We start from the raw sequence: 14,783 nt of genomic DNA, 5'->3' as shown, positions 1-14,783 counted from the left end.
CGCGCTGAAAAGTTAGGCAGATGGGCGCCAACTGCCCCATTCGGTCGCAGATCGAAAAGGCAGGGCTGCCTTGCGCCGCGCGCGCGGTTGACCTCCCCTCGGTAGGGGCAAAAAACCCAGCCATGAACAGTGACCTGCGCATCCTTGTTGTCGAACCTGATCCTTACCGTGTCCACGGCATCATTGCGGCTTTGACAGATGCGGGGTGGTCCAATGTCAAAGCGCTGGCCCAGATTTCCGCGCTGGACCGGACCGTTAAAGAATTTGTACCCGACATCGTGTTGATCGACCTCAGCAATCCGGACCGCGACACGCTTGAACATATCTCCTTCGCCACCGAGACCTCCAAACGGGCCGTGGCACTCTTCGTGGATCAAACGGATGAGAACCTGACGCAGGCCGCGCTGAATGCCGGTGTCAGCGCCTATGTGGTCGACGGGCTGAAGATGGAGAGGATCAAATCCGTTCTTGAAACAGCCATCGCCCGTTTCAAGGTCATGCGTCAGATGCAGTCGGAACTGGATGCCGCGAAACAGGCGCTGGAGGATCGCAAGACCATCGACCGCGCCAAAGGCATCTTGATGCGCCAACGCGCCCTGTCCGAGGATGAGGCCTATACCCTGCTGCGCAAAACCGCGATGGGCCAGAACCGCAAGGTCATTGATGTGGCGCAGGCCCTCGTGACGGCGGCGGATCTGTTGTCATGACCGGAACCGTTCTGAATTGCGGCTACCTGCCGCTGGTGGATTGCGCGCCTTTGGTCATCGCCAAGGAACTGGGGTTCGCGGGCGAAGAAGGGTTGGATCTGAACCTTGTGCGGCAACCGTCGTGGTCGGCCCTGCGCGATATGCTTGCGTTGGGGCATCTGGACGCGGCCCATATGCTGTCGCCTATGCCGGTTGCGATGTCGATCGGGTTGGGTGGGCTGCCTGCGCAGGTGGATGCGCTGATGGTGCTGTCGGTCAACGGCACGGTCTTTGGCGTGTCAAACCGCGTGGCCGCGGACCTTGGCGGTGTCGCCTTTGGGGATGCCAACGGATTGCTGGCCGCACTTGCCGCGCGCGGCGCAGGCCCTTTGCGGATCGGCGTGCCCTTTCACCACTCCATGCACCGGTTGTTGATGTCCTACTGGACCTCCACTGCGCCGGAGTTTGAGGTTGAGGAAATCACCGTGCCGCCCCCGCGCATGGCCGACGCAGTGGCCGACGGGTTTGTGGACGCCTTTTGGGTGGGAGAACCATGGGGCAGCGTCGCGGTGCAACGAAATGTGGGCCAACTGATGATGTCGGGATCCGACGTCTGGGGGTTTGCCCCCGAAAAGGTTTTGGCCGCCCGCCACGAATGGGTCGACAGCAATGAAGACGCGGCCTGCAAACTGATCCGTGCGGTCTTTCGCGCAGCGGCGTGGTTGGACAAACCCGAAAACCGCACGCTGGCCATCGAAATTCTGGCGCGCAGCGAACACCTCAGCATTGCGCCCGATCTGATTGATCCCGCATTATCACGCCAGATTGTGCCCCGTCCGAACGCGGCCCCCATCGGCGTGGACCGTTTCGTGCAATTTCACAAAAACGCAGCCTCATTCCCGTGGCGCAGTCAGGCCGCTTGGATCGCCAAGCAGTTGGGCGCGGACGCGGACGCGCTGCAAAAGGCCAAGGGCTGTTTCCGGTCCGATCTCTACCGCAGAACGCTGGCCGGTGTGGGGGCCGATTTGCCCGGAGCCTCCGAAAAGGTTGAGGGCGCTTTGCACTTTGAAACCGCTGTTGCCTCAACCCGGGGGCATATGATTCTGGCACCTGATGCCTTCTTTGACAGCAGAACCTTTGATTTCGGCTAGGCGGGGCGCTTAATTTCTGAGCATTCTCTGCATTGCAGCATTTTTTCATTCGGCAATGTGGCAAATTCGTTGAAGACCCTTCGCCCTGCTGGGCATGATACCGCCAAGGGGCAACGACGCCCGACCCTGCGCACCGGTCGATGCAGACCGCGCAACTCTCAAGAGCAAAGCCGCTCGTATGGAACACGGACCTCCTCCCCCGTGCTCTCTACGTGCGGCTTTTTTTGTTTTGCCCCTCGGGGCCAGTGAAAGGAACGACCCATGAAAAGAACCCTCGCGATGCTGCTGGCGACCTCCAGCCTGTTGGCAACAACGGCTGCCGCCCAGTCTTTGGACCTTGAAAAAGAAGACCTGACACTGGGCTTCATCAAGCTGACAGATATGGCGCCTTTGGCGGTGGCCTATGAACTTGGCTATTTCGAAGACGAAGGCCTGTTTGTCACGCTTGAAGCGCAAGCAAACTGGAAGGTCCTGCTGGACGGCGTGATCAGCGGTGAATTGGACGGCGCGCACATGCTGGCCGGTCAGCCCTTAGCCGCCACAATCGGCTACGGCACCGAGGCCCACATCATCACGCCCTTTTCCATGGACCTGAACGGCAACGCCATCACGGTGTCCAACGAAATCTGGGATGAGATGAAGCCAAACGTCCCCCTGATGGACGACGGTCGCCCCCAGCACCCGATCAGCGCCAGCGCCTTGGCCCCTGTTGTTGAAGACTACCTTGATCGTGGTGAGCCGTTCAACATGGGCATGGTGTTCCCCGTGTCCACCCACAACTACGAAATCCGCTACTGGCTGGCCGCCGGTGGGCTGGAACCTGGGTACTACAGCGAACAAGACATCTCCGGCCAGATTGGCGCTGATGTGTTGTTGTCCGTGACGCCCCCGCCCCAAATGCCCGCCACGATGGAGGCCGGCACGATCTTCGGCTACGCCGTGGGGGAGCCTTGGAACCAGCAGGCGGTATTCAAGAACATCGGCGTTCCCGTGATCACCGACTACGACATGTGGAACAACAACCCTGAAAAGGTCTTCGGCATCACCGCTGAATTCGCCGAAGAATACCCCAACACCACGCTCGCCCTGACCAAAGCACTGATCCGCGCCGCGATCTGGCTGGATGAAAACGACAACGCCAACCGCGAAGAAGCAGTGCAGATGTTGTCGCGTCCCGAATACGTGGGTGCCGATGCCGAAGTCATCGCAAATTCCATGACCGGCTTCTTTGAATTCGAAAAGGGCGACGTGCGCCCTGCCCCGGACTTCAACGTCTTCTTCCGCTACAACGCGACCTACCCGTTCTATTCTGACGCCATCTGGTATCTGACGCAGATGCGCCGCTGGGGCCAGATCGGGGAAACCATGCCCGATGAGTGGTATTTTGAGACCGCAGCCGACGTTTACCGCCCCGACATTTATCTTGAGGCCGCGCGCCTGCTGGTCGACGAAGGCATGGCCAACGAGGCCGACTTCCCATGGGACAGTGACGGCTTCAAAGCGCCCACTCCGGCGGCTGATATCATCGACGCCATCCCCTTCGATGGTCGCACCCCCAACGCCTATATCGACAGCCTGCCCATCGGCCTGAAGACCGGCCAGACCGTCATTGACGGCGAAATCCAAGGCTAAACCAGACAGCCCACCGCGCAGGTGCATTGCGCGGTGGGCCCCTTCTTTCCCTTCTCAAAAGCAAACAGTTGGACCCCCGATATGACCGCGATTGACCCCGCCACACTGGACACCGAAGCCCGCCGCCAACGACGGTTTGCCCGCATCAACAAGGCCGACGCATGGTTCCGCGTGTTGGGCCTGTCATGGGTGACGCCGATCCTGAAAGCCGCCGCAGGGGACAACCCGCGCGCGCAGGTGGCGGAAATCTGGCGTCTGCTGGGTGTTCCGCTTTTGGCGATTGCCGTCTTTATCGGGCTGTGGGCCACACTGGCGCCGCGGGTCCAGACCTCCCTTGGTGCCGTGCCCGGCCCCGCCCAAGTCTGGGAACAAGTGGGGGAGCTGCGCGCCGATGCGGTGCGCGAAGGCGAACGTGAGGCTGCGTTCTATATCCGCCAAGACGAACGCAACGCCGAACACATCGCCAATGGTGAACCAGACAAGGTCCGCGACCGTGTTTATACTGGCAAACCAACCTATTACGACCAAATCTGGACCTCGATCAAAACGGTGTTCTTCGGCTTCCTGATCGCGTCCATCGTGGCGATCCCGCTGGGCATTGCCGCCGGTCTGTCCGCCACGGCCAACGCGGCGCTGAACCCCCTTATTCAGATTTTCAAACCCGTCTCCCCACTGGCGTGGTTGCCGATTGTCACGATGATCGTCTCTGCGGCGATGTCGACCAATGACGGCATGTTCTCAAAATCCTTCCTGATCTCGGCCATCACTGTGACGCTCTGTTCACTTTGGCCGACGCTGATCAACACCGCCCTTGGCGTGTCCAGCATCGACAAGGACCTCGTCAGTGTCAGCCGCGTATTGAAGATGAACACCTACACCAAGATCACGAAACTCGTGCTGCCGTCTGCCCTGCCGCTGATCTTCACCGGTCTGCGACTGAGCCTCGGCGTGGGTTGGATGGTGCTGATCGCGGCAGAAATGCTCGCCCAGAACCCCGGCCTTGGCAAATTCGTCTGGGATGAATTCCAGAACGGCTCCTCCCAATCGCTGGCCCGCATCATGGTCGCTGTGTTCACCATCGGCATCATCGGCTTCCTGCTGGACCGTGTGATGTACGCGCTGCAGTCCATGTTCACATTCTCGAACAACCGGTGATCACAATGAGTATTCTTCAATTCAAGAACGTCTCGAAAAGCTATGGTGAGACGCCGATCCTCAAAGACATCAATCTTGATGTGGCGGAGGGTGAGTTCGTCGTCCTCCTCGGGTTTTCGGGCACGGGCAAAACCACGCTGATCAACCTGATGGCGGGTTTGGAAAAACCCACCAGCGGCACTGTGACCTACCGAGGCGCACCCGTCACCGAACCAGGCCGCGAACGGGGGGTGATTTTTCAAAGCTACTCCCTGATGCCGTGGCTGACCGTGCAGGGCAACGTCGCACTTGCCGTGGACACGATGTTCCCTGACCTGTCCAAAGCCGACCGCGCGGCCAAGGTCGATCACTATGTCAACATGGTGGGCCTCAGCCACGCCGCCACCCGCCGCCCTGCTGAACTGTCCGGCGGCATGCGCCAGCGGGTCAACGTGGCCCGTGCGCTGGCGATGGACCCGGAAATGCTGCTGCTGGATGAACCTTTGTCCGCGCTCGACGCGCTCACCCGCGCGAACCTCGCGGATGAGATTGAGGCGATTTGGGACGCCGACAAAAAGACCTGCGTGCTGATCACCAACGACGTGGACGAGGCCATTATCCTCGCTGACCGCATTATCGCGTTGAACCCAGACGGCACCTTGGGGGACGAATTTTCCGTCGATATCCCCCGCCCTCGCGACCGTATCGCGATGAACAACGACGAGACCTTCAAGGCCCTGCGCGCCGAGGTCACGAACTACCTCATGGACGTGGGCATCGCCGCCAAGGTCGAAGAAACGCGGCTGTTGCCCAATGTCACGCCGATCCACGGTGTGCCAGCGGCAGTGGCCAAGGCGCAAGAGGGCGGGATCGAGGAAAAGTTCCTCAACTTCTCCCAACTCGACAAGGTGTATCCAACGCCCAAAGGCCCGCTGACGGTTGTCGAAAACTTCGATCTGAAAATCAACAAGGGTGAGTTTATCTCCCTCATCGGGCATTCAGGCTGCGGCAAATCCACGGTGCTGACGATGGCTGCGGGGTTGAACCCGATCAGCAAGGGCGCGATCCGGCTGGATGGCTGGAACGTTGAAGGCGCGGACCCCGAACGCGCTGTGGTGTTTCAATCGCCGAACCTGTTCCCGTGGCTGACGGCCAAGGAAAACGTCTCCATCGGGGTGGACAAAGTCTATCCCCGCGCGTCTCAGGCCGAACGTCAGGACGTGGTCGAATACTACCTTGAACGGGTGGGCCTTGCCGACAGCATGGACAAGGGCGCCGCCGATCTGTCCAACGGCATGAAACAACGCGTCGGCATCGCGCGGGCCTTTGCGCTTTCCCCGAAACTGTTGCTGCTGGATGAACCCTTCGGGATGCTCGACAGTCTAACCCGCTGGGAATTGCAAGAAGTGCTGATGGAAGTCTGGTCGCGCACCAAAGTCACCGCCATCTGCGTCACCCACGACGTCGACGAAGCCATCCTTCTGGCCGACCGCGTGGTGATGATGACCAACGGCCCGCAAGCCACCATCGGCAAAATCACCGATGTGAACCTGCCGCGTCCGCGCACGCGCAAGGCGCTTCTGGAACACCCCGATTACTACAACTACCGCCAAGAGGTGCTTGATTTCCTTGAGGAATATGAGCACGGCAGCACCCCCAAGCCCCCCAAAGCCATCGCAGCGGAGTAAGACATGACAAAAAAGTTAATCGTCATCGGCGCTGGCATGGCCACGGGCCGCATGCTGGAAACGCTGGTTGAGGCAGCGGCGGATTACGACATCACCCTCATCAACGGCGAGCCGCGCGGCAACTATAACCGCATCATGCTGTCGCCTGTGTTGTCGGGTGAAAAGACCTACGCCGAAATCGTGACCCACGATGATGCGTGGTACGCGGACAACGCCATCACCACACGGTTTGGCTGTTTGGTCCAAGCGGTCGACCGCGCGGCGAAGACTGTCACCCTGACCACGGGTGAAGTTCTGGCCTACGATAAGCTTGTCTTCGGCACGGGGTCCAATCCTTTCATGATCCCCCTGCCCGGTCACGATCTGGACGGCGTCATCGCCTACCGCGATCTGGAAGATACCGAACAGATGATGGGCCTGGGGCCGGATCACAAATGCGTCGTCATTGGCGGCGGTCTGTTGGGGCTTGAGGCGGCGGCTGGGATGGCAGCACGGGGCGTGGACGTCACCGTGGTGCACATCATGGGCCACCTGATGGAACGGCAGTTGGATGAGGCTGCCGGCTATCTGCTGCGCAAGGCACTGGTAGACAAAGGCATCACCGTCAAATGCTCCGCCAACTCCAAGGAGATCCTCGGTGAGGACGGCCACGTTCGCGCCCTACTCCTCGATGACGGGACCGAACTGCCCTGCGATCTGTTGGTGATGGCCGTGGGCATCCGGCCCAGTGTGAAACTGGCGCAGGACGCTGGCCTTGCCGTGGGCCGTGGCATTCATGTGGATGACCAGATGCTGACGTCCGATGCCGATGTGCTGGCCGTGGGCGAATGTGTGGAACATGACGGCGCGATCTTTGGGCTGGTGGCGCCGCTCTATGACCAAGCGAAGGTGGCGGCAAAAACCCTCATGGGGGAGGCCGACGCCTTCGTGCAAAAGGAGTTGTCGACCAAGCTGAAGGTCACGGGATGTGATCTGTTCAGCGCGGGCGATTTTGCCGATGGTGAACGACGCGAAGATATCGTCTTCCGCGACCCTGCGCGCGGCGTGTATCGGCGGTTGGTCCTGCAAAACAACGTGGTCATCGGGGCCGTGATGTACGGCGACACCGCCGACAGCAATTGGTTTTTTGGCCTGATCCGCGACAAGACCGACATCGCTGAGATGCGCGAAACGCTGATCTTTGGACCCGCCTATCAAGGGGGGACCCCCCTGGACCCTTTAGCAGCTGTTGCAGCCTTACCGCGTGACGCGGAGATCTGTGGCTGCAACGGTATCTGCAAAGGTCAAATCGAAGACGCCATCGCGGCGGGCGCCTCTGATCTGGGCGCGATCAAAGCCACGACCAAGGCGTCCGCGTCCTGCGGGACCTGTACGGGGTTGGTGGAACAGGTGTTGGCGGTGACCTTGGGAGATGAGTTTGTCATTCCCGCTGCCGCCTCCATGTGTGGCTGCACCGACATGACCCACGAAGACGTACGGCGCATGATCAAGTCCCAGCGGCTGACGTCGATGCCGGCTGTCTGGCAGGAATGCGGTTGGAAAACGCCCGACGGCTGCCATAGCTGCCGCCCTGCCCTGAATTTCTATCTGCTCGCCGATTGGCCGCTTGAGTATCAAGACGATCCGCAGTCGCGCTTCATCAACGAACGCAAACACGCCAACATCCAGAAGGACGGCACCTATTCGGTTGTGCCGCGCATGTGGGGCGGGATCACAACGCCCAAAGAACTGCGCGCCATTGCCGATGCAGCCGACAAATACATGGTGCCGACCGTCAAGGTCACAGGTGGCCAACGGATCGACCTGCTGGGCGTAAAGGGTGAGGATTTGCCTGCCATTTGGAAAGACCTGAACGATGCGGGCATGGTCTCTGGCTACGCCTATTCCAAAGGGCTGCGCACGGTGAAAACCTGTGTGGGCACCGATCATTGCCGCTTTGGCACGCAGGATTCCACCGGCCTAGGGATCAAGCTGGAACAGACGCTGCACGGCGCGTGGACGCCGCATAAGTTGAAGCTCGCCGTGTCCGGTTGTCCGCGCAATTGCGCGGAGGCCACGTGTAAGGACATCGGCGTGGTGTGTGTGGATTCCGGTTATCAAATCAGCATCGGCGGGGCCGCTGGTATGGACGTCAAAGAAACCGAACTGCTGTGCCAAGTGCCCACAGAAGACGACGCCATTCTGGTCATCAAGGCGGTGACGCAGCTCTATCGTGAGAACGCTAAGTATCTGGATCGCATCTATAAATGGATGGCGAAGGTCGGCCTTGAGTGGATCAAAGAACGGGTGGAGGCAGACCGCGACGCCCTCGTTGAACGCTTTGAACTCAGCCAAACCATCTACCGCCACGACCCATGGGCCGAGCATGTTCAAAAACAGGCGGAGCGGTATCAGCCCCTCGCCAACCTGATCTTGGAGGCCGCCGAATGACCGACTGGATCGACATTGCCGCCCTAGACGACGTGCCAGCCCGTGGCGCGCGGATGATCAAGACAGCGCTTGGCTGTGTGGCCGTCTTTCGCACCGCCGACGATCAGGTCTTTGCGCTGGACAACGCCTGTCCGCACAAGGCTGGCCCCTTGGCCGAAGGCATTGTGCACGGCACGTCCGTCACCTGCCCCCTGCACAACTGGGTCATTTCGCTGGAAACCGGCGAGGCCCAAGGCGCAGACGAAGGCTGCGTTGCGACCTATCCCGCGCGGGTGGAGGCTGGGCGCATCCTGCTGGATCGCTCGTTCTTGCAAGCCCGGTCAACATCTGGGGCCGCTGCATGACCCTCACCCGCACCACATGTCCCTACTGCGGCGTGGGCTGCGGGGTTTTGGCGGGCGCTGACGGCACAATCAAAGGCGACCCTGAACACCCTGCCAACTTCGGACGGCTGTGTTCCAAGGGCGCGGCCTTGGGCGAAACAATCGATCTGGACGGCCGCCTGCTGCACCCGATGATCCACGGCAAGCGCGCCGATTGGGACACGGCCCTCGACCTCGTGGCCGCTAAATTCAGCGCCGCAATTGCCGAACATGGCCCCGAAAGCGTGGCCTTCTACGCCTCTGGGCAATTGCTGACCGAAGATTACTACGTCGCCAACAAGCTGATGAAAGGCTTCATCGGGGCGGCAAATATCGACACCAATTCACGTCTGTGCATGGCGTCCAGCGTGGCAGGCCACAAACGCGCATTCGGTACGGACACCGTGCCCGGCACCTACGAGGACCTAGAACAGGCGGACCTGATCGTATTGGTGGGATCGAACCTCGCCTGGTGTCATCCGGTGCTCTATCAACGCATTGCGGCGGCGAAAGAGGCGCGCCCGAACATGCGCATCGTCAACATCGACCCGCGCCGCACAGCCACGTCCGATCTGGCTGATGTGCACCTGTCCATCGCGCCTGATGGGGATGTGGCGTTGTTCAACGGGTTGCTGGCGCATCTGGCAAAGGCAGGGCGGATCGACGCGGCCTTTACGTCCGCCCATGTAAACGGAGTGGCCGACGCAATCCAATCGGCGCAGGCCTCAAACCTCAACGACACAGGCCTGACGGAGCGTGAGCTTGCCACCTTTTTCCAACTTTGGGCGGGCACCGACAAGGTCGTTACTGTCTATTCCCAAGGGGTGAACCAGTCCCAATCGGGCACTGACAAAGTGAACGCGATCCTCAATTGTCACCTCGCCACGGGCCGCATAGGCAAACCGGGTGCGGGGCCGTTTTCTGTCACCGGACAGCCCAACGCCATGGGCGGACGAGAGGTCGGGGGGCTGGCCAATATGCTGGCCAACCACCTTGAAATCGACAACCCAGACCACCGCGCCGCTGTGCAATCCTTCTGGAACAGCCCAACGATTTGCACAAGCGCGGGTTTTAAAGCGGTTGACCTATTTCAGGCCTGCGCGGACGGCAAAATCAAGGCGCTTTGGGTGATGTCGACGAACCCTGCCGTGTCCATGCCCGATGCCGATGGCGTGGCGGCTGCGATTGCCAATGTGCCCTTCGTGGTGACCTCAGACATGATCGAGGCGACCGACACCAACGATTTGGCCGATGTGCTTTTGCCTGCTGCGGGGTGGGGTGAAAAAGACGGCACCGTCACCAATTCTGAACGTCGCATTTCGCGGCAGCGGTCCTTTTTGTCCCCCGCCGGTGAGGCCCGACCTGATTGGCGGATCATCAGCGATGTGGCCACGCGGATGGGGTTTGGCAACGCCTTTCCCTACGAAAAACCCGCCGACGTCTTCGCGGAATACGTGGCACTGGACAAAGCCCTGTCGCCCGTCCCCCGCGATCTGGACCTCAGCATTTTTGCCGATGCGGATTACGTCAACCTGATCCCCACGCAATGGCCCCGCAACGGGCAGCGCTTCTTTGCGGACGGACGGTTTTATCACCCCGATGGCAAAGCGCGGATGATCCCTGTGGCGGCACCCGCCCTGTCTCGCCCACGTTTTGCGCTGAACACGGGCCGAAACCGCGACCAGTGGCACACGATGACGCGCACGGGAAAATCGCCGCGACTGGGCGCGCATTTGGCGGAACCCTATGTCGAACTTCACCCCGCTGACGCGGCACAGCTGGGCGCGGGTCCGGGGGCGTTGATCGACGTCCAAAGTCTCTATGGCGGCGCGCTTCTGCGGGCGCTGATCACCGACCGTGCGGCGCAAGGCCAGCTCTTCGCGCCCATGCATTGGACCCGCCAACGCACCAGACGCGGGATGATCAACAGCCTGACGGCCCCCGTCGTTGACCCCGTTTCGGGCCAACCTGCCCTGAAATCCGGCCCCGTCACGGCGCAGGTCTATCCCGCCACGTGGTACGGGTTTCTGGCCAGCCGCCGCAAACCTGACGTGCACGCCCCCTACACAGCTATCGCGCGCACCGCGACCGGCTGGCAAGCGGAACTCGCCGGGCAGGACATCCCAACTGACTGGCAGGCCGAGGCCCTGCGCCTCAGCGGTCTGTCAGATGCCGAGGTGTCGATCCAGACCGATCCGGCTAGCGCCACCACCCGCGTGGCGATGGTGCAGGACGGCGTGATTGTGGCCCTGCTGTTTGTGGCGCCCCACCCCGTCGTGGTCGCCCGCAGTGCCGTCAACGACACCATCGGCACCACAGCGTCACCCCTGATAGCCTTGGCCGGTCGACACGCCGCCGATCTGCCCGACCCAGGGGCCACGGTCTGTGCCTGTTTCAACGTGGGCCGCAACACATTGCTTGCGGCGATCTCTGGTGGGGCGGGCACCGTCGCGGCCTTGGGGGATGCGACCTGTGCGGGGACGAATTGCGGGTCGTGCAAACCCGAACTCAAGGCGCTGATCGCCGACGGGTCCATCGCCATGGCCGCCGAATGACCCTCGCCCCGTTTGTCCGCATTGTTGCCCGTGGCGCCGGACGGGCCCGACCGTTGACACAAGACGAAGCACAAGAGGCTATGACGCTGATCCTGTCGGGGGAGGCCGCCCCCGAAGCCATTGGCGCGCTGTTGATGGTGCTGCGTCTGCGCGGTGAAACGCCCGAAGAAATCGCAGGCTTTACGGCCGCTTTGCGGGCGCATGTCACGGGCCGCCTGCCCGACGCGGACCTTGACTGGCCGTCCTATGCCGCAGGCCGCAGCCGAGGAGCGCCTCTGTTTTTGCTGGCTGCGCGATTGGTGGCGCAGGCGGGCTACCGCGTGTCCGTGCACGGCTGGAATTCGCACCAAACTGCATCGGCGTCCCTGCGTGATGTCATCGATCTGGCAGGTCCGGGGGTGATTTATACGCCGCTGGAGACCCTCAGCCCTGCGGCGTTCAAACTCCTCAATCTGCGCGACACCTTTGGCCTGCGGTCCTGCATCAACACGGTGCTGCGTATGTGGAACCCGGCCCAAGCCCCCGTCAGCGTGCAAGGCGTGTTCCACCCGTCCTACCGAGGCCTGCAGGCCCAAGCGGCGGACCTGCTGGGCCAGCGCGACCTAGCGATCATCAAGGGCGGTGGTGGCGAATTTGAACGCCACCCGTCCAAAGATATCGCCGTTTTCGGCCTGCGCCGCGGCGTCCATATTGAGGCCTGCGCGGACGCGCTTGTCCACCACACCCGCCGCCTGCATGAGGCCGGCGCACACGTTGATCTGCACGCCCTGTGGCACGGCGCGGTTCAAGATGACTTCGCCACGGCAACGGTAACAGGCACCGCCGCGCTGGCGCTTTGGGCGCTGGACGCCGCGCCCACCCTGCCCGACGCTGAAACACTGGCCCGCGCCCTTTGGGATGCGCGCCACCAAACAGAAAGCCTGTCCGCATGAAAACCTTTCCGATGTTCCTCCAGATGGCGGGCCGCCGCGTTGTGATCGTGGGCGGCGGCGAACAGGCCGCCCAGAAGGCGCGCCTGATCCTCAAGACGCAAGCCCGGATCGATGTTCTGGCAACGGACCTTGACCCCGAATTGTCGGACCTGGCCGCAGCAGGCCGTGTGACCCACCGCGCGGGGCCGATCACACCGCAGGACTTCGCCGATACGGCCTTGGTCTTTGTGGCAACGGGCTGTCCAGGGATGGATATGGCGCTCCATGCCTTGGCCAAAGCGGCGGGTGCGACCGTGAATGTGGTCGACCAACCCGCCCTGTGCGATGCCATCACGCCGTCCATCGTGGACCGTGACCCCGTGGTGGTGGCCATCGGCACCGAAGGCACGGCACCAGTGCTGGCCCGCCAGATCAAAACCAAACTCGAAGAAAGCCTTGAGCCGCGTTTGGGCGATCTTGCGGCCCTTGCCGGACGGATGCGATCGGCCGCCGCGGCCCGTCTGTCCCCACGCGCGCGACGCGATCTGTGGCGCTGGGTGTTCAACGACACGCCCCGCAGCCTTTTCGCAGGCGGTCAGGAACGCGATGCTGCAAAACGGATCAAATCGGCCATCGACACAGGCACCTTTGGCGATCTTGACGGCGAAGGCGGCAGTGTCAGCCTTGTCGGGGCAGGCCCTGGCGCCAAAGATCTGATCACTCTGCGCGGTGTCCAGCGCCTGCAAGAGGCTGACGTGATCTATTACGACCGTCTTCTTGACCCTGAAATTCTGGAACTGGCCCGCCGTGACGCAGAACGCATTTACGTGGGCAAAGCACCGGGCTGTCATTCTTGGCCGCAAGAAAAGATTACCCAAACGCTGGTTTCCGCCGCCAAACGCGGCCAGCGCGTCGTGCGCCTGAAATGCGGCGATCCGGGTATCTTTGGGCGCAGCACGGAAGAGACAGACGCTCTGAAGGCCGCAGGCATCCCGTTTGAAATCGTCCCCGGTGTCACGGCGGCCTGTGCGGCGGCCGCGAGCGCGGGGCAAAGCCTCACGGATCGTGGCCGGGTCGATACCCTCGTGCTGACGACGGGGCACCGCACGGACGGCTATGCCGTCCCCGATCCGATCAACACGATCCAACCCGGCACCTGCGTGGCGCTTTATATGGCCGTCGGCGCGGCGCCCCAAATCGTCAAACGGCTGCGGGATGACCACCCTTGCGTCCCGTTCACCGTGCAAATCGCCGCAAAAGCGCAACGCAAAGGTCAGGTCCTGCTGGAATGCGCGCTGGACGATCTGCCCGCCACCCTGACGCGACACGACATCACCGGCGAAACGATCCTCCTCGTGCGCTGGCCCCACGATCTTGAAGCGGCCCAAACACCCGAACCGACACTGGAGGCCGTGTCGCAAACGCGTCCAGAACGATTCCAAAACACGGTGGCCCAGCGCAGGCCGCATCTGTCACATTGATCTTTGATGAAGTGGTGCCCCCACACGGAGGGGAACACCTGTCGCACGGCGTTGCATGGTGATGCACTTTCCCTTTACGTTGAAGGGAACCAAAGCGCTCTACTGACGCATAGCGTCGCTTGTGGGAGCTACGAAACGCACCCTGATCTGGGGGACTACCTGGGGGACTGGCATGGCGTTGACTGCAATCGGGATCAAGAATGCGCCGGACGGCAAGCATCGGGACGGCAATGGTCTGATGCTGATAAAGCGTGGCAGCTCGGGGAAATGGGTTTACCGTTATTCGATATACGGCAGGCGTCCGGAGATGGGTTTGGGCTCGTGGCCAGACGTGACCTTGTCGGATGCGCGGAAGGCCCGCGACGTCTGGGCCGCCGAGCTCCGACAGGGGCGCGACCCGATTTCAGTGAGGCAAAGCCAGAAGGAAGCCGCAAGCGCTGCAGCAAATCAAGCCGATCCCACGTTCGCGGAACTCGTGACATTGGTGTTCGAGGCGCGGAAAGCCACCCTGCGAGGGGATGGCACCCGTGGCCGGTGGCGAAGCCCTCTCGATCGTCACATCATCCCCAGCATGGGCCGCAAGCCAATCTCCAAGATAACCGTCAGGGACGTGCAAGACGCGCTCTCCCCGATCTGGCGTACAAAGCACCCCACAGCGATCAAGGCATATCAGCGGACGCACATCGTGTTCAGCAAGGCAAAACTGATGGGGCACGCCTGCGACCCGTTCACGGTCGAGGCCGCAAAGGAGTT

The 14,783-nt window shown here is 61.7% G+C and carries 11 protein-coding genes; all 11 read left to right on the top strand.

Going from position 1 to position 14,783, the window contains the following annotated elements; all coding sequences use genetic code 11:
- Nucleotides 1-122: 122 nt before the first annotated feature.
- Nucleotides 123-707 (top strand): ANTAR domain-containing response regulator, encoded by a 585-nt coding sequence (locus tag ACTG36_RS10560; RefSeq protein ID WP_439142262.1) that lies wholly within the window; start codon nucleotides 123-125, stop codon nucleotides 705-707.
- Complete coding sequence (locus ACTG36_RS10555) at nucleotides 704-1,837, top strand: ABC transporter substrate-binding protein (protein WP_439142260.1); 1,134 nt, start codon at nucleotides 704-706, stop codon at nucleotides 1,835-1,837. Before ACTG36_RS10560 ends, ACTG36_RS10555 begins: the two co-directional genes overlap by 4 nt.
- Before the next feature lie 261 nt (nucleotides 1,838-2,098).
- Complete coding sequence (locus ACTG36_RS10550; protein WP_375282173.1) at nucleotides 2,099-3,469, top strand: CmpA/NrtA family ABC transporter substrate-binding protein; 1,371 nt, start codon at nucleotides 2,099-2,101, stop codon at nucleotides 3,467-3,469.
- Between the two features lie 81 nt (nucleotides 3,470-3,550).
- Nucleotides 3,551-4,624: an ABC transporter permease gene (locus ACTG36_RS10545; protein ID WP_375282172.1), complete on the top strand. Its 1,074-nt coding sequence runs from the start codon at nucleotides 3,551-3,553 to the stop codon at nucleotides 4,622-4,624.
- A 5-nt stretch (nucleotides 4,625-4,629) separates the two neighbouring features.
- Nucleotides 4,630-6,291 carry an ABC transporter ATP-binding protein gene (locus ACTG36_RS10540; RefSeq protein ID WP_439142257.1) on the top strand — a complete coding sequence of 554 codons (1,662 nt, stop codon included), beginning with the start codon at nucleotides 4,630-4,632 and terminating at the stop codon, nucleotides 6,289-6,291.
- A 3-nt stretch (nucleotides 6,292-6,294) separates the two neighbouring features.
- The gene (gene nirB, locus ACTG36_RS10535) at nucleotides 6,295-8,721 is read left to right on the top strand and encodes a nitrite reductase large subunit NirB (RefSeq protein WP_375282170.1); all 2,427 of its coding nucleotides are present in this window, start codon (nucleotides 6,295-6,297) and stop codon (nucleotides 8,719-8,721) included.
- Nucleotides 8,718-9,065 carry a nitrite reductase small subunit NirD gene (gene nirD, locus ACTG36_RS10530; protein ID WP_375282169.1) on the top strand — a complete coding sequence of 116 codons (348 nt, stop codon included), beginning with the start codon at nucleotides 8,718-8,720 and terminating at the stop codon, nucleotides 9,063-9,065. The genes nirB and nirD overlap by 4 nt, the downstream gene beginning before the upstream one ends.
- Entirely contained in the window at nucleotides 9,062-11,638 is a 2,577-nt protein-coding gene (locus ACTG36_RS10525; protein WP_439142254.1) for a nitrate reductase, read from the top strand. The genes nirD and ACTG36_RS10525 overlap by 4 nt, the downstream gene beginning before the upstream one ends.
- A complete protein-coding gene (locus ACTG36_RS10520) occupies nucleotides 11,635-12,570 on the top strand; it encodes a glycosyl transferase family protein (RefSeq protein ID WP_375282333.1) in 936 nt (311 codons plus the stop codon). The genes ACTG36_RS10525 and ACTG36_RS10520 overlap by 4 nt, the downstream gene beginning before the upstream one ends.
- Nucleotides 12,567-14,030, top strand: coding sequence for a siroheme synthase CysG (cysG, locus tag ACTG36_RS10515; RefSeq protein WP_439142252.1), 1,464 nt, complete (start codon nucleotides 12,567-12,569; stop codon nucleotides 14,028-14,030). Before ACTG36_RS10520 ends, cysG begins: the two co-directional genes overlap by 4 nt.
- Before the next feature lie 172 nt (nucleotides 14,031-14,202).
- A partial coding sequence (locus ACTG36_RS10510) for a tyrosine-type recombinase/integrase (RefSeq protein ID WP_439142250.1) occupies nucleotides 14,203-14,783 on the top strand: 581 nt, incomplete at its 3' end.

The sequence above is a fragment of the Pseudooctadecabacter sp. genome (assembly GCF_965657175.1).
Lineage (GTDB): Bacteria > Pseudomonadota > Alphaproteobacteria > Rhodobacterales > Rhodobacteraceae > Octadecabacter.
Note: the sequence above shows the minus strand (reverse complement) of the source record. Positions and strands in the feature narration are given on the sequence as shown.